This window comes from Clostridium prolinivorans, assembly GCF_004011155.1.
Classification (GTDB): Bacteria; Bacillota; Clostridia; order Clostridiales; family Clostridiaceae; genus Clostridium_AT; species Clostridium_AT prolinivorans.
Map to the genome: position 1 here is coordinate 13,123 of NZ_RJWG01000017.1, position 21,483 is coordinate 34,605.

Consider the following 21,483-nt stretch of genomic DNA (forward strand, 5'->3'; position numbering starts at 1 on the left):
TAAAAACTTAGGACAGCCGCGATTGGCTGTCCTTTATCGTTATTCCGGCAATTTCAGAACTTGTCCGGGGTAAATAGTATCTGAAGTCAGGCCATTGAGTTTCTTAATCTCCGGATATCTTGTTCCTCTGCCGAGTTCTTTTTCCGCTATTCTCCATAAGGTGTCGCCTTTTTGCACTGTATAGGTTCTATTGCCCTTGATATCAGGAATGCTATTTACAATTACAAGGTTTTCTTTTGCTACCCAAGTGTTTATGCCTGCAATCTCTTGGCCGCCGGATTTCTTAACCTTTTTGCCAAGCAAAACACATTCTTTGCCGCCTTTTATGACCGGCTTGCCTTTGTATAAAGTCTGTGTGACCCTGTGGTAATAGTCATTTTTGACCCACGTTGGAACTTCCACACTGCCGGGGTAGTAGTTCTTTACACTGTCCTTAAACTCCACCATATCGCCCATTCCAATATCAGTATTGGTATCTGTACTGTTCTCCAGCGCTTTTTTTACTGCTTTACGGAAAGTGTCCATATTCTCCCCATGCTTGGGAAACCAGTGCATCACATCAGCATGGTTGCTGGCAATACCGAGCTTATATCCTTCGGAGTGGCAGATGATATCATTCTCATTAAGACCGTACTTCTTGCAGAGCATAACGCAGAGTTCAACCGCGTTCTGCCATGCTTTACGGAAATAATCTTCCTGCTTTGCTGCATCATAACCCACCATTACCGACCCGGATTTATACGAAAACCCGGCGGGTTCACAGATTTCAAAGCCAATATGGGTATTGTTGGCGGATCCTCCTGCATGCCAACCGCGATGATCCCAAGGCAGGTATTGCCAAACCTCTTTATCGTCTACAAAAGCATGTACACATACCTGCCTGTTTATTTCACCGGCTTTGTAAGATTTGTTCCAGCGGGAAAACCACTCAGCCGCCATTACACCCGGCACAGCCGTCGAATGTACCATGATTCCTTTAGGCGTGATTTTGCGGCCTGCTGTATAGCAATCGTTTCGCGTCATGTATTTAGTAAAAAGCTTCATTTCTTTTCATCCTCCTCATTTGAGCGGCCATGCAGTTGTTCCAATGCGTTCTTCAGCTTTTCAGGAATGGGCAGTCCTATATGTGCTGCATTCTCAAGAATTGAAATTCCCTCGTTACTCAGGTAAAAGAAAATCACCGCTGTCCGGATTGCCCCGCCATTGCCGAGCACCTGGCTGTCGATGATGTGTCCTACTCCTACAAGTACAAAAATAAGCACTTTCTTAAAGATGCCCTTGGCCCCGACTTCACTCGAAAGCTTTCTGTCTACAACGGCACACATCACTCCGGTCACATAGTCAATGGCTACAAAAGCGATGAGTGCATATAAAAATCCATCCAGCCCTCCAAGAAACCAGCCAAGAAATCCGCCAATAGCAGTAAAAACCGCCTGTACCCAGTTCCATACTGTTTTCATTGTCTTAAACCTCCGTTCAACTTGAGTTTTGCATATAAAAAAGCGCCCTGCCTTAAAGCAAAGCGCTGAATAAATAAAACTTCTAAACTATATTTGCTTCGGAAGCGCCTCCCACAGCCGCATATCCTCCTGCCCAAGAGACCAGATAGCTATACCTCGCAGTTTCCATCGATAAGCCGCTTCGTTTGCCCAGTAAACAAGGCTGTCCACATCCTGATAATACAGAATAGAAAAACCATCTGCATCTCCGAGAAAAAGTCGGGATATCCAGATATTGATGTCTTTCGGTATAATCTTTACTTCATAGTCATTACCGCAAGAAAGAGCCAAAAGTTGTGAGTGGAAGAAGTCATAGTCCATCGAAATGTCCTCACTGCGAGTTATCGATTCCTCCACATCGTTATTTACTGAAAACACCTGAAATTCATCATCCCACGTGACACCAGTGCGAGCAAGCCTGCCAAAGCTGGTTATAGTTCCATCCGGGAGTTCCACATCAAAACGCTCGTATGGTTCATATACCCACGCATCGCCCAGTCTCAGTAGCTCGCATACCGTCCGGTTGTCCGAGCTGTACCCTGCATAACCACTACCACCGTTTACATTCACTGTGAAACGCAGGGTTGAAGCTGCACCAGAATATACTCTTACCTTATTGCCGCGTTTTCGCATCTCTATAGTATACATATTCGGATTAGCACGAAGATCGGCATCTACAGTTTTTGAGAAACTAGCGGAGTAGCTACCAAGCAAGGAATTACCTTGATAAAGCTCGACTCTTTGCGTGTCATAGTTTAAGCAGCAGAAAATATCCCCAAGGAATACCCCAGCCCGTCCACTGCTATTTTGAGGGAAAGCCAGCCTTGCCCGGATATGGATGTCGGAAAACCCGTCGTATTTCCATGCAAGTTTGCCATATCCCTCGAGCTGGGAATATGGGCGGCTTTCTGTGCTGTCTGGATCTTGCCAAACATCCCATTCGCCGTCCAACACAGTCCAGTAATTTTCAGGCAGGATGTTCCTGTCCCGAAAATCTTCATACCAAATAAGCGCCGAGTCGGGTTTTCTTCGCAACATTTCAAAGGTCAGTTTAAAACCTCGATCCGGCTCAACCATCACACCATTTACATCCTTGAACCGACGAGGAGAGAGCATAAAGCTGGCTTCACCGGCAAAGGGATACTCCGAAAATCCACTGCAAACCCTAAAACCGTAAAACTGGACTCCCGGCACACCTCCGCTTATGCTGACAGCATGCGTTCCCTCTTGGAGAAATACACCTTTTGCAAGTGTCAACCAGCAAACTCTTCTCCAGTATGGCCACCATAAACGGTTCTCGCTGAAAGTCTTTGATTCACCATCAAGGGAAACGATAATCGCATTTTTGTCCCAGTAAGGAAAGCAAAGCTGTACTGCAATATCGTAATATCCCGCTTCTCTTATCTCAAAACGGTACTCTGCTGACGCCTGGTCATCTCCAAGTGAGGCCATCTCATCAGTAATAATGACATTTCCTTCGTATTCATCCGGAACTCCGTTCCTGTCAATATAAATGGTTCCGAACTCCGATTTCTGCTCCTTGCCATAGCTTGTCAAATATCTTCGCCTGTTATAAACCCCTTTTAGCAGCGGATATTCCCAGGATATAGCATCCCACCCTTCCATATAGTCATATACATGAGGAAGAGCCCAAGGTACTTTGTTATAGTCATCCCAGTAAGCCACAATTGGAATAAACGGCTGGGGCGGTGCATCGCCTGTGAAATTGTAAACCCCAGTCATCCAGTATTTTGCCGCATAGTAGGTATTAGACACTCCTCGATAGGTTATTCCAAGGTTTTCAGGCGTATCATGGATCCTCCAGTTCCAACCATAAGCAGGCAATCCCATGAATATCTTGTCCGGCGACATAACGGAAACAGCATAATCATATATGCCCTCAAGCCAGTCACGAGGAGATACTGGGCCGGGAGCAGAGCCCGCCCATGCCATGCCATAGCTCATGATGGCGGCGGTATCGCAATAGTCGTTAAGATCGGCATAAACACACCAGTTTTCACCGCCCACCGAGCCTTGAACGCCGGTCATACCCGGCAGGCAGATATTGACAAGCTTTGTTGCATCATAAGACTTAACTGTATTGTATATATCCCTAAATAGTGCATTCGCCGCATCCTTGTTTTCATAACCGCCGCCGCGCTCCAGGTCAATATCTACCCCAGCGCACCATGGATACTTGTTCATGATTCGGATGATTTCAGTGAGAAACTTATCCTTTGCACCGTTTTCGTTGTTGCGAAGTGCAGTAAAAATATTGGCTATTCCATGATTCATAATTGTGAGCAGCCACTTAATGTGCGGCCATTTCTGAATATACGGTAGCATGCTGCTGATGCTGGTACCGGTTTCAGTGATTGTGCCTGTTGCGTCAACCTCAAAAGTAAAAATGCCTACCGTATCAAAGCGGTCGCCGTAGTCTCTAAGTGCTTCATACATTCGGGCATTTCCCATAAAACTCCACACCATGCACCGCTTACCTTTTAAATAATCCCTCACAACCGATCACCGCCTTCCTGCATCTCCTGAAATTCAAAGAGCAACCGCGCCGATTTTCTCTCTTCCAGTTTCACTGTATGTTTGCTGTCCCATGCCGCAGAATATTGATAAAACCCATCCTTAGGAGTCTGACTTCCGTTTTTTAGGCATTGGCGGGTGGAAGCCTTGAGTGTCAGCTCATCGCCTGCGTTAACCGAGTCAAGAAACCTTACCTTATGCGCGCCCATACCTTGGGATATTTCAATACTTCCTGCGGCCATATCCTGTATAGGATAGATATAGCAGTCAAGACCAGCAGAAGTTTTACCCAGGTTGAATAAAACTACAGTCTCCGCTGTCCGTACCACGCCGTTATAATGCCGGGGCAGGACTGGCTGCCCGTTTTCCTGCATTTTCGTTAGCATTTTGCTCGTGTGGACGGTATAGCCCGTCAACTGATCTCCATCCTGAAGCTGCAGGTCGGTGAAATAGATTATTCCGGTACAGTCGGAAATCTTGAGTATCACAGTAACGCCCACCACATGTTTATTGCTTTTTAGTTGTATGGTTTCTGTAAATCTTGAAAACTGCATCCATTTCACCTACCCGTCCAATGTCCACTGAATCTCGCATACATGCCCGATCCATCCAGTGGAAACCGAGCCGCCTTGAAGCAATAAATCAGTAAAGTACACTGTGCCAGTGCAGTCAGTGATGCACAGCCTGATGGTGATAGACTTGACTCTGCTGATACTTTTCGGAGAAAAACTGTGTACAATCTGATTGAAATATGCCATATCCACCACCCTCAAATCAGGTCTATAAACCTCGTTTCTGTTGTACCGTCCTCGTATTCAATGACCACTTCAACTCCAACTTGGCCGTTTTCACCCTTTTCGAGGTTTTCAGACGCAATCTGCGCTGAAAATGTATAGCTTTTACGTGTTGCTGGGTATACCGTCTGTGACAGGCTCTTTGTCATACCAGGTACACCGACAGCCTTGAAGGAAGCAGTTCCCGAAACACCATTTTCAGTGTCCACTTCAAAACCGGAATTGACCCAGTAGGCAAAACCATCATCTGCCCTGGAATTGCGCAGATGGTTGAAAGGTACCATATCCTTGATTTCTTGACGGTTTAGCAGTTCAGCAGAGGACAGCGCATCTGCTGCCTTGTCCCACTGTGCAGAAGAGTCACCGAGCTCACGTAATTTGGTAGAAAGCTCGATTACTGTTTTCCAAGGTTCCTGCAGGTTATACTGTCTTCGCACGACGCGTGTCTTTACCAGAAGGCCTAGTTCCTTATCGTCTACCGTAACAATATCACCCAGTTTCCATGCTTCATGCTCATAACCGGTCAGCGCGGATAGATCCATTGCCGATAGCACATATGAAACGCGAGGCTTCGAATATTCTGCAAGCCTCATCCTTGCATATTCCAACATCTGATACGGATTCGTAAACGTCGAACAGTCAAGCGTCGACACCCTTACTTCACTGGAAAAACTGTAATCTTCCACATATTCCTTGCCTCCGTTAATTGAAGCGAATGTCATTCCGTCCTTACCATAAGCATATAGCCTTGTCACTAACTCGCGTGTATCAACTACCCGCTGAATACTTTTCAGGTTCTTCCTATATGAAAAAAGCGCTCCGCTGTCGGTACCGCTAAAAGTCAAAAGGTGTACCTGGCGGTTGGCGCTGTCAAACACAAGGTCGCCGCCATAGATGTTCTGTACGGCTCGAAGGATGGATAAGGCGTTTTTTTCTGTGCACTGCCATGTTCTCTTCGTAGTGACAGTAACATTTCCTACCGTCCAGCCTGTACCCAAAAGTGCATATTGCATCGGGACATCTGCAGTGTCTGCATTGAAATCCATAGGTTCTTTTTCCGCACTGAAAGACAGATCGTAAAACACCGCTTCAGCATATACTTGCGTGATAACACGCCCATCTTCGCTTTTATTGTCCGTCAAGGTACGGATCCGGTAAATGTCATTTACGATTTGCACTTGTTTTTCATTTTCCAGTGTGCTTCTTTTTGGATCATGGAACGGAAGCTTGAATTCCAGCGTATCCGCGCCGTTCACCTCACCGGTGACAATAATATCAAAGGCATTTTCAAGAACAGCTTCCCATGCTCCGTTTCTGTCCAAAACCACAGGGCGGGCAAAGCCTAACTTCTCATATGGCGCTTTCGGTATATCATAAAGCTGTATTTCCAGCAGTTGTGGCGTCCTCAACGGATCGCTGCTGGTAAGGGTAACCCGGAACCTTATATATTGCCGATTTGGCGATTGAAGTTCACCGCTGGTTCCCACAGCCTGCCATGCAGACCATTCTTCAAGATCATCGCTTGTGCTGGTCTCTACTAGAGACACTGAAGTAACACCTGCAGTATATTCGCTTGTCACAGCTACACGACCGCTGCCCGATAATGCACATGGAACCGCCCTTGTATAAAGTACGCCACTTGCAGGATACTCGCCATCTGTTGCTTTAAGGGTGACTGTACCAGGCTCTGCCAAAGCATCTACATCCGAAGCCGCATCCCCACCGTTTGCATGTAAAGACGACTTAAAATATAACAGCAAATCATCAGCTGTAAGCTGTGAGTCCGTTTCCAGAAACCAGTCGTCGAAGCCTCCGGCATAGTAGTAGGTATTTGCATGCATCCCCATAATAATGTTTGCTATACATTCTCGGTTCAATTCTCCCGAAAAGGAACGCACAGGCGACACCCAGGTTGCCCCGTCGTTGCGATCGCATATGATGTTCTGCACCTTTTTATTGCTTACTTCAATGATGGAGGCAATAAAATACCAGCCGCCGTTTTTTAAGGTAATGGTAGCTGTTTCACTCTGGTCGTAGATTAGTGTGCCGGAGGAGTTATACAACATCAGCCTAAGTCTTCCTTGATAAAGTGAAACATAAAGAATTGGCTGACCGGGTCCTTGGCGGGTATTGAATATGGGTATATATGTCTGGCCGACCGAATAGGTGGTAGGATTAATCCAACCGCCTACAACAATCTTTTCGCCCAGATTGCTAAAGAAACTCCCATCATTTTCTGCTATAAGATGGGTCTTTTCAGAAGTCGGATTAACAATATTTTGCCTAAAGTATCTTCCGAATCTTCCAGCAATAAGGTTTGCCGATGTCCCTGACCAGCCGGAGATGGTAAAATGTCTGCCATGTCCCGATGAGTCTATAAGCTGAAGATTTTCGTCTGGTGTTTTTTCATTAAATCGCCATAAAGCAGACGTCCTTGATGTTACAGGAAACTCACCGGTAAAATCCTCTTGGCTCGTTAGAATTGATTTTATCGCCATGTTATCACCTCCATCTGCTTTTTGCCTGTATTTTTAACTCAGTAAAGGTCGCGTTTTCTGCGGCAATCTCAATATGATTAACACCTTTCCTGAGAATTGGAAAATTCAGATCCTGCAGGCTGGGAAGGCCATTTCTCAAGGTTCCGCCTGTTTCATCAATAACCTTAGCTGTTACCATGCCGGAGTCGACAATCAGAGTTTCACCTTCAGATAATGAGCCGACAATTCTCAATTCCTCGTCGTTCGTAATAAGCGAAATATAGCTTGATGAAGACATTGATATTAAACCCTTCAATAGATAAACCGGATTGGAATCCGCATTTCCTTTAACCCTCTCCAGCTCATGAAGACCTGTTTCAGAAAGAACAAATACCTCATCTTCCAACGCATAAGCATACGGGTCGGGACAAACAAACCGAAGTTCAAAGCTGCCCGCTGTCCGCAGTAATCGCTCACAGTCAACCGCTTCTGATAAGCGAGCCATGAAATATCGGTCGGGCAAATCATCTAGAACAAGTTGTTTAAGCCCGTTTTCCGGATTTAACCATTCAGCAACATTATCAAGAACCGATACAAGATCGGCAAAACTGCGCTGGGGAAGCACACTACAGCTAATTATTATGTTTCGTTCTGATATATCGCAGCCAAAATCTGCAATACCTGCTTTGCCCGGCACAGTTTCAAAGGAATTGCGCAGGGCAGGGGAAACCTGCCATTTGGTAAGTCTTGCTCGTATTTTCATACTTTGTGACGATATTCCATTGTAGATAAATCCCATATGCTTCCCTCCATTACGCTGTTATAAAACGTCCCTGCGCCCTTGAACCTGTCTGCATCAGGTTATATAACTCCTGTGAAATCCTACGTATGTCTTCTTCACCACGAACAATCATCTGCTGCACAACAACAAGCGGCCCAGAAGCTAAATCGCTAAATCCACCTCTTCCACTTACACTAATATCAGGAGATATATTAAAATCTGTCGGCACTGCATTTTGCATATCGTCTGCCACTCTGGCCATAGCCTTGTCAAATCCCTCACCAATACCCAGTGCCATATTGCCGCCAATACCTTCAAAAACAGTGGACGGAGATCTGATTCCAAGAAAATTCTTTACTCCATCAACAATACCGGAAAAGAAACCGGAAACCTTATCCTTAATCCAGCTACCAAGGCTTTTAATACCTTCCCAGATGCCTTTTACAATGTTCTTACCAATCTCAACCACTGAAACAACCGCCTTGCCCAAGCCTTCTATAATAGCCGCAACAATCTGAGGTAAAGACTTTACTAGTTCTGGAATGGCTTTCACTAGCCCGGCAGCAAGCTGTACGATAAGCGTAATTCCCAATTCTATGATCTTCGGCATATTGTTCGTCACAAAGTCAATGATTGTTGTAATTATCCTCGGCAGTGCTTCAATTAGTTCTGGCAATGCATTTAAAAGTCCCTGCGCCAGTCCCTGAATCAATGTAAAAGCAGCTTCAAGGATTTTGTCCATATTATCCAGCAGCCCTTGCACAATGGTGATCACTGCTTGAACCGCTGCTGGAATTAGCTCCGGTAATGCTTCTCCAAGCCCCATTACCAACGCTGTGATTAGCTGTACCGCTGCATCAATGAGTAAAGGCAGGTTATCAATGAGTGCTCCGACAATGGTCATGACCGCATCTACTGCTGCTGGAATCAGCTCCGGCAGCAGGCTCAAGAGAGCTTGAAGCACCTGAGAGAACAATTCAGTTACAGTTTGCAACAGCACGGGAAGCAGATCTTTGACTGCTGAGATAATCGCACCGGTTGCCTCCGGCAGAGCAGCCACTATATTTTCCAAAACCGGTACAATATTTTTAACTACAGCCTGAAAGGCATCCACAAGATTTTGTGTTAGGTTCGTCATATCAGCGTTCGCATTGCCAAGTCCTGCTATAAACGAACTTAGAGAGGCTTGTAAAAGACCAATGGAACCGCTGATGGTCTGGGTAGACTCTCTTGCGAAGTTTCCAGCATACTGTTCGGTTTTTTCAAAAAACATCTGCATGGCGATCTCGGCCTTTTCGGCATTGGTTGCGCTATTCCAGGCAAAATCCAGCCCTTTTGCAAGAGCATAAGCTTCGATGGTAGTGGCGTTCATGGCGACACCCAGATTATCCATCATGGTGAAGTTACCCTTGGCTGCGCCAGCGATGGATTCCATGGCAGTCTGCATGTCAATGCCCATAACCGAAGCCATATCTGCCGCCCGTTGCATGGCCTTCTCGGTAAGTTCCAGACTTTTTTGCTGATCGACACCAGCACCCTGAAACAGTGCGCCCATTTTGTTGGCGGTGGCAAGGTACTCGGATTGGGACAAGCCCAGATTCTTGTAGGCTTCTTCTCCCGTTTTTTGGATACGTGCAGCATATTCTCCAAACACAGCTTCAGAACCGCCAAGGTTCTGCTCAAGCTCACCAAACTGCTCCACGACCTCTTTTCCCAGCTTGATGGCAGCCGCGCCCGCTGCGGTCGCTGCAGCACCCATAGCCGCGCCAACACCTTTAAGAACGCTGCCCAGCTTCTCAAATTTCGAGCTGGATTTTTCGGCATTGTCTCCACTTTCCTTCAATTCGTCCCCAAGCTCGTCTGCACTTTCAGCAGACTGTTCGAGCTCGCGCTCCATTTTGTTCAGTTCGGCTTTTGCATTATTAAGCTGTATTTGCCACGACTGAGTACGTCTGTCGGTTTCTCCGAAAGATGAGGCGGCATTGGCAAGCGCTTTCTCCAAAGTAGCAATTTTTTCTTTCTGCAATTCGATTTCTTTATTCAGCACCTTGTTTCTTGCAGTAACAGCTTCAACTGATTTATCTTGCTTATCAAACTGAGATGCAACCAGGTTCATCTCGCTGCCCAGTACCTTAAAACTTTGGTTGATCTCACGAATGGCGTTCTTAAATTCCTTTTCGCCTTCAATCCCAATCTTCAAGCCAAAATTGTCTGCCACATAACCGCCTCCTTTCGAGTAAAAATTAAAAAATTATAAAAGGCTATTGTATTTCAATGCGGTTTGGCATATACTAATAGTAGGGAAAGTAGGGAATTTCCTGCTTTTCAAATCCTAAAAAGGAGGACTTAGCATGAACGTTCCCATAGTTGATAATGCAAAGGTAATGGCAAAAGGCCAGATCACGCTGCCAAAAGATATCCGCTCCAAACTTCGCCTTTCCACCGGAGACCGCGTCACCCTCATTTGCGAGGAAGACCGGGTTATTCTTATGAACTCCGCTGTCTACGCCATGAAAATGCTACAGAAAGAAATGGAGGGCGAAGCGGAAAAAGCCGGGATCCGCAATGATGACGATGTTATGGATCTGGTGAAGGACGTCCGCGCGGAGATTGAAGGTCTATGAGAGTGTTAATTGACACCAACATCCTGATCTCCGCTTCCTTGAGCTGCGAAGGAACGCCTTATCAGGCGTACATTAAAGCTGTAACACACCCCAACCACGGTATGGTTTGCGATCAAAACATCGATGAGCTTCGCCGGGTATACAACCGGAAATTCCCCCATAAGATCCAGGCGCTTGAACGCTTTTTGGCGATTGCGCTTACCGTTCTTGAAGTTGTTCCAACTCCCGCAGTTGACGTGTCGGATGAGGCGCTTGTCCGGGACGCATCCGACAGGCCAATACTCAGGGCGGCCATTGCGGCAAAAGCTGACGTGCTTGTAACCGGAGATAGGGATTTCCTTGAATCCGGCGTAACAAACCCAAAGATCGTAACAGCGGCAGAGTTTTTGCAAATGGAATAAAAGCAGCTTTTTAAAGCAGGGATTACAGCCACCCTGCTTTTTTGCTGCTTATATTCCATAAGGTATCACATCATCAATGGTAAACATACGCTTTGGTTTCGCCAGCCCTAAAAACTGCTTATGGCACTCCCATAAATCAAGCAGGTACCCAATAGGCATTAGCCATACTTCATCCTCTGAACGGTTGAGCTGGACAGTGCCGTAATATAAAAGCCGAGTGAACAATTCCTCATCGCTCACTCGGCCGGTGTGTTTTTTAAGTCATCCTCACTTTCAACATTTCTTTTGGTACCCTTGAACATTGCTTCCATGATAGCGTCTTTATATGCTGCCAGTTCCAAAGGAGATGTGAGAAGTTCCACTGTCTCTTCAGTCAGGAGTTCACGCTTATCCTGATTTTTGAGGTTGTGTATCAAAATGCTCTGGTTAGCCAATAGCGTAATCAGCCATACCACTTCGTCAAGAGCCATCTCGAAGTTCTCGGTTTTCATCAGTTTCGTGCCGAGGTTTTCAAGACCGCCATACCTTTTTGCAATCTCCTTTGTCGCTTTAGTGGTTAGAATAAGCTGATATTCTTCATTGCCAATTTTAATAATTGCGCTTCTGTCATTATCCTGCATTATTCGCTTCCTCCTCCCACAGCAAATACCGGCTCATAAACTTCTGTATACCAGCCAGTAATAGTTTCAGGCGATACACCGGGATCGTCTTCGCTGACCTCCGCCTTCCAAGGGTGCTTTCCTTGGCCATCTGGTTTGTTACGTCTCATGACTGTCCCTTCAATGGTGGGTGTTGAAAAGGTAATGCTATCACCTTTCGTCTGCAGATTTGTCGCCGGAATACCGAATTTTACCCTGTAAAGCCAAAAGTACCTGTACTTGCCGTTAGCTTTCTTGGCTCTAAAGCCGATTGCCACAGGTGCGCCACCATCCTCGCTGGCAGAAATCAGCACCTTGTTGTCGTCAAGGGTGGCTCCTGTCAAAACCTCTGCAGCGGCTACTCCGATATCCGCAACGCCAAGAGTCAGTGTACCGCTTTGAAATTCCTTGACCACTTCTGCCGCTCCGTCGTCGGCATAAAGCGTCGCCTCTGCTAGCTCTACAGAAAGCTCTGCCGTAATCGCTTTAGCCAGCGGAACAGGCGTGTCATAGGTCTCTTCTCCGTTTTCATTCTCGGTTATTTTGGCGTAATATAACCTGTCCAGTCCGATTGTAGCCATGTATCTCATTCCTCCTTTACTTCATATTCTTTTGCCACATCAATGGCATAGTGGTGATAGCCAGTATCGTCCTCATGGCCTATATACCGCCTGTCGGTAATGGTAAAGCCCGCTTGGAGCAAGGTGTTCACTATTTCGTTTTTACGGGCAGTGTAGTTTCCCTTTATAAATAAAGACAACCGTACCTCCTGGGTTTCAGCCTGAGGCCGGTTGTCTGCAAAAACCTCAAATGTATCTGTCATCGGGGTAATGACAAGGTACTCATCTGGCGGTACACCGCTAAATACTCCGGTTTCAATGGGGATACCCAAAGCATCCAATAACGAGTTTAATTCTGACAATATGCTCATATACGTTCCAGCTCCTGTTCCAGTCTTGATTTCATTGCTTCGATGCAGGACTTCCTTGTAGCTGATTTTGCCGGTTTCAAAAAGGGTCTTGGAGGCTGCCCGGACTTGCCGTATTCAATAATATTAGCGATCTTCGCATTGCTTTCCCCATCTTTCCTTGGTTCAGTAAAGCCGATTTTTATGTTGTGGTTTCCATCCCTGTCCTGTTTAGCAGGAGAGAGTCCCAAAGCATTTACCAATTCACCGGTTGCCCTGGACGGGTATTTAGTGCCGCTTCCGATAACCGTCTGCAGGTTGGACTTCACTTTTGAAAGAACCACTTCTCCTCCTGCTTCTAGTACCTTGGGAATGATTTCGTCTGTTCTTTCTCCAAGTCTGGATAACTTGAGCAAGAACTCTTCCGGCATTTTAACTTCCACCTTAGCCACGTTGCAGCCACCTCCTCTTATGCTTTGCTTGATTTCACCTTTTCCGCAAGCACCTCAATATACATTCCGCGTCCCTTCACATCCTCAACACTGATAATGTTGTACCTGCCATCGCTGCAAACGAGTACAAGATCTGTGGTAACTTCCAGGTTAGGTATCTTACGGAAGCGGAACAGGGCAGACGCCTGCGAAAACGCCGCCCTGTTTGCCCATTTTTCACTGCCATGCCTATCTTCCTTGTATGCCCTTACCGAAGCAAGAATGACATCACCTTTTTCAGTAAAACCCTCACTATCCTTAACCGGCTTGACTGAGATAATGTCCACGAAAGTTTTCATTTTCCCAAAGCCCATATTTACACCTTCCAATCCCGGTCGAGCCGCAGCAATAGATTAACTGTATTCCATACCTGCTGTCCAGCCTGCACACTATCCCCAAAAAAGCCAGCCGTCGAGCCATCCCTGCTTTCATAAAAATGGCTCGACAGCATAATGACAGCCTGCTCAGTAGTAGGCGGCATGGGGTTTTCGGCATAATATCCTTCAGGCTTTTTCTGGTAACTTTCCGCATAGGCCACTGCGGCTTTGATATACTCTTGTAAAAGTGCGTCATCTTCGTTGTGTTGCAATATGAGGTTTGCTTTAACCTTCTCCAAAAGTTCCATGCCGCAGCCCTCCGTTCTCATCAAGCCGATTTCTGCTGCAGTATCTTGACTGCTTCTGCCAACACCAGCTTGCCATCTACACGTTGGGTTGCCATGAAACCTACCTGTCCGGTAGCAGCATACAGCTCATTAAGCCGCTTAAAAACCCTGCCCTGGCGATCTGCCACCCAGTAATAAGAAAAATCGCCGAATACAATCGTTTTTGCTCCGGCGGCAATGGCTGGCATAAATGCAGAAGTTTTAACTGGACGATTGAGGATAGTATCCGGTGTTCCAGCAGTTACAGAAGGCTGCCAGAGATACTGACCGTTGTTGTCTTTGAGCTTCCTTATAGCTTTAATTGTCGAATCATTCATAATGAATACAGCGTTCCTGCGGTACGGAGACTTTAGGCTGTAGAACAAGTCCATGATCTCGTCAAGGGTAATGGCTGTTGCACTCGCCGCAGTTACTCCTATCTCGCCACCGCCGTTATCTGCCAAGATACCGGTTGGCTTGCCAGATCCGTCACCGATAAAAAATGCTTCCTCCTCTTTCGCCCCGATTCGGCGGGCGAATTCTTTGGCTATATACTGTTCAAGGTTGAATACACTATCGTTTAACAATTCCTCTGACACCTTGATCATAGTAGCCAGCTTATATGCGCCGATGGATACCTGTGCAAAGGAGTCATCGCTTTCGGGAATCTGGCCTTCCTCATCCACCCAAGATGCAGTACCCTTGCTTGCTACCACAGGAATTTTCTTGTCACCGCTGGACGTGGTAATAACATTGGCAATCTGCCTAAAGATATTCTCCTCCTCCAGTGCTTCCACAAGAGTACGCTCAAAGTCGTCGGGGACAAGATATCCACCTTCGGTGTCCTCTCCGATCTGCAGCGCGTTATGCACGTCATATTTGCGCCTGCCACGCATCATGTTCCAGAAAGACTGCCTGTACTCATCGCTGGCACGTCCGGTTTTTTCATTGTTGCCAGATATGGAAGTGGGTTTCTCTGTAATGGGGATATTCAACGGTTTTGACAGTTCCAGATCTATGGCAGCCTGACGCTCGAGACGTTCGATTTCTTTGCCCAGCGCAATAACATCGGCTTCCATTTTCTCATAAGTTGCGGTGTCCTCCGGTGAAAGCAGTCCGTCGTTCCCACGTTTGCTGTCGAGGAAAGCCTTAGCAGCTTCCCATACTTTCGCGCGTTTTTCACGCAGTTCCAGTATTTTGCTCATAATCAAATCCTCCTTATGGTTTTAATAAAAAAAGCCGCTTTTCAAGCGACTCAATCGGGGTTCCTTTTGGTTTTTCTTTGGGTTTAAGCTTTTGAAGAATGGAATTTGTCACTGCCTGCCTGCTGAAGATCATTCCTCCTGATACTTCAAATTCGGGTGGGAATGATTCATCCTCCATAAACAAGATGCCATCGGCAAAGCCAAGTTCCACCGCTTTTCTTGCATTAAACCAGCTTTCCGCGTCCATAAGGTGCGATATTTTTGCCCGGGAAAGTCCGGTTTTCAGCTCATAAGCGTTGATGATGGATTCCTTTATTTCCTCCAGCATTGCGATAGCTTTCTCCATTTCCTCTGTATCACCGATGGCTATTGTCATTGGGTTGTGGATCATCATCATGCTGACAGGTGACATAAAAACGTCGCCACCAGCCATGGCAATGACCGAAGCGGCGCTGGCCGCAATACCGTCAATCTTTACCGTCACTTTGCCTTTGTAATCCATAAGCATGTTGTAAATTTGATTGGCTGCAAATATATCGCCGCCCGGGCTGTTGATCCAGATCGTTATATCACCCTCTCCGGATAACAGTTCTGATTTGAATTGTTTGGGAGTTACTTCGTCTCCCAGCCAGCTTTCTTCGGCTATTGGACCGTCAATATATAATGTCCGGCTGCCATCATCGTTTTGTATCCAGTTCCAGAAGCGGCGAACCGGTTTTGGTTTTTGTGATTTGTTCATTTTTTGATCCCTCCGTTTCAGTATTGGTTTTGCCTGCAAATGCACCTGCATCGGCAAGCTTGGTCATGTTTCCGTTGACAAGATACAGATCACCGCCCAACTCCGCTGGGATCCGGTTCATGTCCTCAAGCTCGCGGATATCGTTAGCAGACATCCAGCCGTTCTGGCGAGCTACAGCATAACCATTCATGCGGCTTGCATAATCACCGCGCAGAAGGCCATCTACATTGAATTTGACAAAATATATCCGCTTCTCTGACGGTAAAAGCAGCGCTTTTTGAAGAGCCTGTTCCCAGCGTACCACCCACGGGTCAAGCGTATATTTGACAAATTCCAGAGACTGCTGCTCGATGTTTGAAAAGCTTGACTTTTCGAGATCTCCAACCATATGGGGAGGTACTCGGAATATCCGAGCAATTTCGTTTATCTGGAACTTTCTTGTCTCCAAAAACTGTGCCTGTTCGGGTGGAATGCCGATTGGCTGAAACTTCATACCCTCTTCCAGAACTGCAATGCGGTGAGCATTGGCACTGCCTTGATAGACAGCGTTCCAACTTTCACGCACCTTTGCCGGATCCTTTAATACGCCGGGATGTTCCAGAACGCCGCCCGGATTTGCACCGTTGGCAAAAAAGGACGCTCCGTACTCTTCACAGGCAATAGCCATGCCTATGGCATTTTTGGCCATAGCAATAGGAGAATATCCGATCAACCCGTCAAAACCGAGTCCTGGAATATGCAGCACTTCTTCACTTCGCAGGTATATAAGGCCTGCCTTCGGATTTGTCCTGCTTTCATCACTGTCGCGTCGATAAGTGTAAAACAACTCTCCGTTTGGAGCCCTGTCTACCGTCATCTTGTTTGGCAAAAGGGGATAAAGCGCCAGCGCTCGTCCGGAACCGTCCCTGATAATCTGAGCGTAAGCATTTCCCCATAAAAGAAGATGACTCATCAGTGTTTCCCGGAACACGAATGAAGTCATCTCAGGGTTTGGCTCGTCATGGAGCAGGTAATATAGCGGGTGAGTCAACGCTTTTTCTTTGCCACCATCTTCTTTGTATCGGTATACATGAAGCGGAAGCCCGGCGATGGCCTCTGCAAGTATCCGTACACAGGCATACACTGCCGTTGTCTGCATAGCCGTCCGCTCATTGACAGTCTTTCCGCTGGATGTGCCGCCGAAGAAAAAGCTGTATGCGTTGCCGAACAGGCTGTTTTTCGGCTTGTCCCTTGCTTTGAACAAGCGGGAAAATACACTCATATGATCAGCAGCCCCCTTTCATCATAAATTGATCCGTTGCGGACATCTCCTCCATGTCTTAACGCGCGGTCAAGCGCCATAATTAACGCTACCGCGCCATCTATTCTCTCGGTGGACTTTTCTTTATCAGGCTTTATGTTTCCGGCTGGATCGGTTTTGACATAGATATTGTCCATCATCCAGCGCAGTACCGGATGGCCTCCATGAGCGATACGCTCTTCTAATGTCAGCTTCATCAACTCTTTTGTAGGCGGCGACATATCCTTGAAACCCTGACCGAAGGGAACAACCGTAAAACCCAAGGCTTCGAGGTTTTGCGTCATCTGAATTGCGCCCCAGCGGTCAAAGGCTATTTCCTTAATGTTATATTTCATACCGAGTTCCTCAATAAAGGTTTCGATAAAGCCGTAATGCACTACGTTGCCCTCGGTGGTATATAAAAAGCCCTGCCGCTCCCAGACATCATAAGGTACGTGATCTCTCCGCACACGCTGATCGATATTCTCCTCCGGTATCCAGAAAAAAGGTAGAATCTGATATTTATCAGATTCATCAAGCGGTGGAAACACCAGCACAAAGGCGGTAATATCGGTAGTAGATGACAGGTCAAGTCCTCCGTAACAGGTTCTGCCGCGCAATTTTTCTGCATCAACAGGAAACGCACACTTATCCCATTTATCCATTGGCATCCAGCGCACCGATTGTTTCACCCACTGATTTAAGCGGAGCTGACGGAATAAATTTTCCTCTGCAGGATTTTGCTTGGCATTTTCACAAGCCACCCTCAATTTTTCGATGTCGACTGTAATGCCCAGTGACGGGTTAACCTTTCTCCATACCTTTTCACTTGTCCAGTCATCGGTATCGGCTGCGCTGTAGATAACAGGGTAGAAAGTCGGATCTATCTTACGCCCTTGAAGAATATCCTCAGCCTTTTGATGTACTTCCCAGCAGATGGAATTGCGGTCTGTGCCAGCAGTTGTGATCAGGAAAAACAGCGGTTGTTTTCTTGCATCGCCAGATCCGTGAAGCATTACATCATAAAGATCCCTGTTTGGCTGAGCATGAAGTTCGTCAAATACCACACCATGGACGTTTAGGCCATGTTTCGTATATGCCTCCGCTGAAAGCACCTGATAAAAACTGCCTAACGGTTTATATACCAGCCGCTTCTGTGACAACATTGGTTTAATTCGAGATTTTAATGCCGGACACTGTTCCACCATATCTACTGCAACGTCGAAAACAATGGATGCCTGCTGACGATCAGACGCACATCCGTAAACCTCGCCGCCATGCTCGAAATCACCGCAGGTAAGATATAAAGCAATTGCCGCTGCAAGTTCGCTCTTACCCTGCTTTTTTGGGATTTCTATATAGGCAGTGTTAAACTGCCTGTATCCATTAGGTTTCAAGATTCCGAATATGTCCCGGACAATCTGTTCCTGCCAGTCAATTAATTCAAAAGGCATTCCATACCATTCACCCTTGGTATGCTTCAGGCAGTTTATAAAAGTAACAGCGGCATCAGCCGCTTCCTTGTCATATCGAGAACCTTCCGCCATAAACTTGGTTGGTTTATATCGTTTTAACTTCCGCAGCTTTGCCGCCTCCTTTCCTAAAATTGAGCAAGAAAAAAGGAACCTCATGGATGAAGTTCCTCTCCTTAGTGGATTTCTATGAAACTTGTTACGTTATAACCGTTATCGTTTGCCTGTCAGGATAAACTCGGCATATTCTTTCTTGTGTTCATTAAGAAATACTACTAATTCATAAAACCCCATTTTATATGCCTCTTCCTGTACTCTTGGCAAGTCAAACATATTACAGGCACCGCTGTCCCGTATGGCCATAATCTGCCGATAAATCTTATCAGTTATCAGATTCTCGTTACCCATGTCCTACACCTCTGACTTCTCTGCCGCTGAAATTGAATCTCTTACCGCTTTATTGAGAAATGAAATATCAAAACCCGCATCTAAATAGCCCTGCCGAATCACCTCGTAATAGTAACGACCCGGTGCTCCCAAAGGTCTACCTTCATTCATGATATACACCATTGCGGGTACCCACTGCCCTTTGAAACGTACCTTAACCGTTTCTTTCCGGTATAGATGCGGATAACCTTCATATCTATCCAGCGCCTTCTCATCATTAGGCATGATTCTCCAAAGCATTACCGGTACACTTTCACCTTTTTGTTTTTCTATTGTCGCTACTGCGCCGCCATTCCCGCCTCTAAATAACAGCCGGTATCCTGTGAGTTTTGCACTCCCCAGCATTTTTGCCGTTGGGCAGCGGTATGCCATCTGCCTTAAGTTCAGATTGCTTCCGTATGCTAAATATATGGTTCCTTTTTCTTTGCTCATCGTATCATCCTCCTTGTATTTACCAAGGCAGAGGCGGAGATCCACCCCTGCGCTTGTCTATCTATGCTGCCCGAAACCGCCATGCTGCGTTACCATCAAGGTGTTTGCAAAGATGCTCCCGGCAGTTTTTGAACTCATCACCAATAAGTCCTATGCGGTTGAGATATGTCCGCATGGCAAACTTCTCATTTTCAACCTGTGGTTTCTTGCTGGAAGCGCATTTTTGGGTTAATGCCTGATGGTTTAACGCAAGGGCAAGCACTATGTAGCTTCTAATTTTTCCCGCATGAAGTTCGCTGTTAAAGCCTCGAAGCTCAATTGTCCCATTGCCGTTAAAAAAGCTGTGCAGGTTCAAAAAGTGGTACCTGCTATTATGGTAATGGGTGCTTCGGCTTTCGCTGTAACCTTCGTACCAGATGCTCTCAATCGCCGCCATGGTTTTGGGCTTACGCCGATTCATCTTCTCAACCAGAGCCGCATCCATCTTTTTACAAAATCGCATCCTGTCCGGCTCAATCTGCAATGCTTTATAGAAAAGGTCATTCTTGCTGGCGATAATGTTGATAAAATTGCGGATGCTTAGCGGTGTGTGGTCTGCACCGTCTATATGGATATGAATTCCACAGCTTGTGTTTACAAAACCTCCAGCCTTGCGAAGCCTCCTTATCAATTCCTGCAGGGTTTCAATGTCCTCGCGGTATGTCAGTATCGGGCTTACCAACTCGACGCTATATTCCCGGCCAGCCGCCACAATTCTGCCGTTTTCCTTTTTCTGAGTCCGGATGCTCCCGTCGCTCATGAATTTCCATATCCGTCCATCCGGTGCTATAACCTTTTGGGTATCGTAATAATCTCCACTGGATTCAATCCTTCCTCCAAGAAAAGCTGCTGCAGTTTTTGCCGCCTGTTTTCTTGTAATCCCCGTCAATTCTACCTCGATTCCAAATCTCGTTGTAAGCATTGCGCTTTCTCCTCGCTTTCTCTGTGTTTTTTGCCCTTTGGCAGTGTACATTAGGCCATTGAAAACACAGGATAGCAAGGCAATTCTGCATGAGTTTCCGCTGGATTTTGGAAGATTTTTCGCATCTTAATTTGTGTACATTTACAGCTTTCTGATCATATCTACACCATAAGCTGCACCCAGAGAAGAACCGCTGTCCCAGTTGATGTGAATGGTTCCGATATCATCTACAAAAGAGACTGTACCTTGGTCTCCTGGTTTCAGCTTAGAGTACGGATCATCCATGCAGATAAGCTCAACGCGTGTTCCCGGCGGATACTGCTCTTTAAGGCGAAGGACTGTTTCTTTTGAAGGAAAGCCTCTTACACTCATAGCTCGTCCTCCTCTCCAGGATAATATGCGGCATACTTTGGATAATCTCTACCATCCGGCATTACCAACACTCCATCAGACCGTCCCCGCTGCTTAACCAGCAAGCAAAGCCACACTCCATCCTCATTAACGTGACAAAACCCTTTGTTTTCCTCAATAAATGTGCGGTCAACGCATAGGTCGGCAACGAAGTTGTCATAGTCAATCTTTGAAAGCTCGATGGTTTTTACAACTGCAAATCGTTTCCACGTCTCATACCGATGCGGCACTTTTAGATCCTCAATCCTAAACGGATGCTTGACAAAGAAGGCGGTGCTATGAAAATCATTCATTTTCGTCCACCGCCTTTGCTCTGCCTTTCCGGTACGCCCCGTTGCCGGACAGCCTTGAAAGCAGCACCTTGCGTTCAGTTTTGAAGTTATCACCTATAAATCCCAACCTAAGCAGGAAACAGCGAAAAGCATATTTTTCATTATCTGCTGGTTTTTCGTTGCGCAGCACTCGCTTCTGTGCTTTTGCCTGTTCTGCCATCTGCTTTGCCAGCGTTATATAGGTCTGCACTTCATCAGCATTTAAAGTCGCGTTCCAGAAAGGGAAGGAAATCTCATCATTTTCAGCTAAGACTACAAGTTCCCCCTCAATCAACATCGCCTTCTTTATCAATGTCTCTTTGCTGGCCAGCATATTATTTAGGTTTTCAAGGCTAATCGCGCTAAAGCCTATTAATGCTAAAATAATATTGTACAAAGTTGCTAATATTTTTATGTACAACATTGACTAAAAATT

Annotated in this window: 27 protein-coding genes; 2 read left to right on the forward strand and 25 right to left on the reverse strand. The window is 46.3% G+C overall.

Annotated features, from left to right (window positions below; all coding sequences use genetic code 11):
• Window positions 1-39 precede the first annotated feature (39 nt).
• The 8 genes from EGD97_RS10850 to EGD97_RS10885 all read right to left on the reverse strand — a co-directional run bounded on the left by EGD97_RS10850 (window position 40) and on the right by EGD97_RS10885 (window position 10,304).
• Complete coding sequence (locus tag EGD97_RS10850) at window positions 40-1,044, reverse strand: N-acetylmuramoyl-L-alanine amidase (protein WP_127837340.1); 1,005 nt, start codon at window positions 1,042-1,044, stop codon at window positions 40-42.
• On the reverse strand, window positions 1,041-1,460 hold the full coding sequence (locus EGD97_RS10855) for a phage holin family protein (RefSeq protein WP_068556373.1): 420 nt from the start codon (window positions 1,458-1,460) through the stop codon (window positions 1,041-1,043). The genes EGD97_RS10850 and EGD97_RS10855 overlap by 4 nt, the downstream gene beginning before the upstream one ends.
• Before the next feature lie 87 nt (window positions 1,461-1,547).
• Complete coding sequence (locus tag EGD97_RS10860; protein WP_127837341.1) at window positions 1,548-4,016, reverse strand: glycosyl hydrolase family 18 protein; 2,469 nt, start codon at window positions 4,014-4,016, stop codon at window positions 1,548-1,550.
• Window positions 4,013-4,588: a hypothetical protein gene (locus EGD97_RS10865; protein ID WP_127837342.1), complete on the reverse strand. Its 576-nt coding sequence runs from the start codon at window positions 4,586-4,588 to the stop codon at window positions 4,013-4,015. The genes EGD97_RS10860 and EGD97_RS10865 overlap by 4 nt, the downstream gene beginning before the upstream one ends.
• Window positions 4,589-4,597: 9 nt before the next feature.
• On the reverse strand, window positions 4,598-4,792 hold the full coding sequence (locus EGD97_RS12610) for a hypothetical protein (RefSeq protein WP_127837343.1): 195 nt from the start codon (window positions 4,790-4,792) through the stop codon (window positions 4,598-4,600).
• An 11-nt stretch (window positions 4,793-4,803) separates the two neighbouring features.
• Complete coding sequence (locus EGD97_RS10875) at window positions 4,804-7,326, reverse strand: phage tail spike protein (RefSeq protein ID WP_127837344.1); 2,523 nt, start codon at window positions 7,324-7,326, stop codon at window positions 4,804-4,806.
• Window positions 7,327-7,330: 4 nt separating this feature from the next.
• Complete coding sequence (locus EGD97_RS10880; RefSeq protein ID WP_127837345.1) at window positions 7,331-8,104, reverse strand: distal tail protein Dit; 774 nt, start codon at window positions 8,102-8,104, stop codon at window positions 7,331-7,333.
• Window positions 8,105-8,117: 13 nt separating this feature from the next.
• On the reverse strand, window positions 8,118-10,304 hold the full coding sequence (locus tag EGD97_RS10885; protein WP_127837346.1) for a phage tail protein: 2,187 nt from the start codon (window positions 10,302-10,304) through the stop codon (window positions 8,118-8,120).
• A gap of 133 nt (window positions 10,305-10,437) precedes the next feature.
• On the opposite strand from EGD97_RS10885, the gene EGD97_RS10890 reads away from it, so the two are divergent.
• Together EGD97_RS10890 and EGD97_RS10895 are read left to right on the forward strand one after the other, a co-directional pair.
• On the forward strand, window positions 10,438-10,710 hold the full coding sequence (locus EGD97_RS10890; protein WP_004463997.1) for an AbrB/MazE/SpoVT family DNA-binding domain-containing protein: 273 nt from the start codon (window positions 10,438-10,440) through the stop codon (window positions 10,708-10,710).
• Window positions 10,707-11,111 carry a putative toxin-antitoxin system toxin component, PIN family gene (locus EGD97_RS10895; RefSeq protein WP_013810281.1) on the forward strand — a complete coding sequence of 135 codons (405 nt, stop codon included), beginning with the start codon at window positions 10,707-10,709 and terminating at the stop codon, window positions 11,109-11,111. Before EGD97_RS10890 ends, EGD97_RS10895 begins: the two co-directional genes overlap by 4 nt.
• Before the next feature lie 48 nt (window positions 11,112-11,159).
• On the opposite strand, the gene EGD97_RS12710 is transcribed toward EGD97_RS10895, so the two are convergent.
• The 17 genes from EGD97_RS12710 to EGD97_RS10980 form a co-directional block, all read right to left on the reverse strand.
• Entirely contained in the window at window positions 11,160-11,351 is a 192-nt protein-coding gene (locus EGD97_RS12710; protein ID WP_127837347.1) for a hypothetical protein, read from the reverse strand.
• Entirely contained in the window at window positions 11,348-11,731 is a 384-nt protein-coding gene (locus EGD97_RS10905) for a hypothetical protein (protein ID WP_127837349.1), read from the reverse strand. Before EGD97_RS10905 ends, EGD97_RS12710 begins: the two co-directional genes overlap by 4 nt.
• Entirely contained in the window at window positions 11,731-12,330 is a 600-nt protein-coding gene (locus EGD97_RS10910; protein WP_127837351.1) for a major tail protein, read from the reverse strand. The genes EGD97_RS10905 and EGD97_RS10910 overlap by 1 nt, the downstream gene beginning before the upstream one ends.
• Window positions 12,331-12,335: 5 nt before the next feature.
• The gene (locus tag EGD97_RS10915; RefSeq protein WP_013297320.1) at window positions 12,336-12,680 is read right to left on the reverse strand and encodes a hypothetical protein; all 345 of its coding nucleotides are present in this window, start codon (window positions 12,678-12,680) and stop codon (window positions 12,336-12,338) included.
• Window positions 12,677-13,108: an HK97 gp10 family phage protein gene (locus EGD97_RS10920; protein ID WP_127837353.1), complete on the reverse strand. Its 432-nt coding sequence runs from the start codon at window positions 13,106-13,108 to the stop codon at window positions 12,677-12,679. The genes EGD97_RS10915 and EGD97_RS10920 overlap by 4 nt, the downstream gene beginning before the upstream one ends.
• Window positions 13,109-13,125: 17 nt before the next feature.
• Window positions 13,126-13,461 carry a head-tail adaptor protein gene (locus EGD97_RS10925; RefSeq protein WP_127837355.1) on the reverse strand — a complete coding sequence of 112 codons (336 nt, stop codon included), beginning with the start codon at window positions 13,459-13,461 and terminating at the stop codon, window positions 13,126-13,128.
• 2 nt (window positions 13,462-13,463) lie between these two features.
• A complete protein-coding gene (locus EGD97_RS10930; RefSeq protein ID WP_028306855.1) occupies window positions 13,464-13,772 on the reverse strand; it encodes a head-tail connector protein in 309 nt (102 codons plus the stop codon).
• 20 nt (window positions 13,773-13,792) lie between these two features.
• Entirely contained in the window at window positions 13,793-14,995 is a 1,203-nt protein-coding gene (locus EGD97_RS10935; RefSeq protein WP_127837357.1) for a phage major capsid protein, read from the reverse strand.
• Between the two features lie 13 nt (window positions 14,996-15,008).
• Window positions 15,009-15,734 carry a head maturation protease, ClpP-related gene (locus tag EGD97_RS10940; protein ID WP_127837359.1) on the reverse strand — a complete coding sequence of 242 codons (726 nt, stop codon included), beginning with the start codon at window positions 15,732-15,734 and terminating at the stop codon, window positions 15,009-15,011.
• Window positions 15,673-16,995, reverse strand: coding sequence for a phage portal protein (locus tag EGD97_RS10945; RefSeq protein WP_127837361.1), 1,323 nt, complete (start codon window positions 16,993-16,995; stop codon window positions 15,673-15,675). The genes EGD97_RS10940 and EGD97_RS10945 overlap by 62 nt, the downstream gene beginning before the upstream one ends.
• Complete coding sequence (locus EGD97_RS10950) at window positions 16,992-18,644, reverse strand: terminase large subunit (protein WP_127837363.1); 1,653 nt, start codon at window positions 18,642-18,644, stop codon at window positions 16,992-16,994. The genes EGD97_RS10945 and EGD97_RS10950 overlap by 4 nt, the downstream gene beginning before the upstream one ends.
• A gap of 54 nt (window positions 18,645-18,698) precedes the next feature.
• Window positions 18,699-18,893: a DUF5049 domain-containing protein gene (locus EGD97_RS10955; protein ID WP_004400074.1), complete on the reverse strand. Its 195-nt coding sequence runs from the start codon at window positions 18,891-18,893 to the stop codon at window positions 18,699-18,701.
• Window positions 18,894-18,896: 3 nt separating this feature from the next.
• The gene (locus EGD97_RS10960) at window positions 18,897-19,364 is read right to left on the reverse strand and encodes a gamma-glutamylcyclotransferase family protein (RefSeq protein WP_127837365.1); all 468 of its coding nucleotides are present in this window, start codon (window positions 19,362-19,364) and stop codon (window positions 18,897-18,899) included.
• A 61-nt stretch (window positions 19,365-19,425) separates the two neighbouring features.
• On the reverse strand, window positions 19,426-20,325 hold the full coding sequence (locus EGD97_RS10965; RefSeq protein WP_127837367.1) for an amidoligase family protein: 900 nt from the start codon (window positions 20,323-20,325) through the stop codon (window positions 19,426-19,428).
• A 141-nt stretch (window positions 20,326-20,466) separates the two neighbouring features.
• On the reverse strand, window positions 20,467-20,697 hold the full coding sequence (locus EGD97_RS10970) for a DUF4314 domain-containing protein (RefSeq protein ID WP_093751265.1): 231 nt from the start codon (window positions 20,695-20,697) through the stop codon (window positions 20,467-20,469).
• Entirely contained in the window at window positions 20,694-21,029 is a 336-nt protein-coding gene (locus EGD97_RS10975) for a DUF6329 domain-containing protein (RefSeq protein WP_127837369.1), read from the reverse strand. The genes EGD97_RS10970 and EGD97_RS10975 overlap by 4 nt, the downstream gene beginning before the upstream one ends.
• The gene (locus tag EGD97_RS10980) at window positions 21,022-21,444 is read right to left on the reverse strand and encodes a hypothetical protein (RefSeq protein WP_228202019.1); all 423 of its coding nucleotides are present in this window, start codon (window positions 21,442-21,444) and stop codon (window positions 21,022-21,024) included. The genes EGD97_RS10975 and EGD97_RS10980 overlap by 8 nt, the downstream gene beginning before the upstream one ends.
• Window positions 21,445-21,483 lie beyond the last annotated feature (39 nt).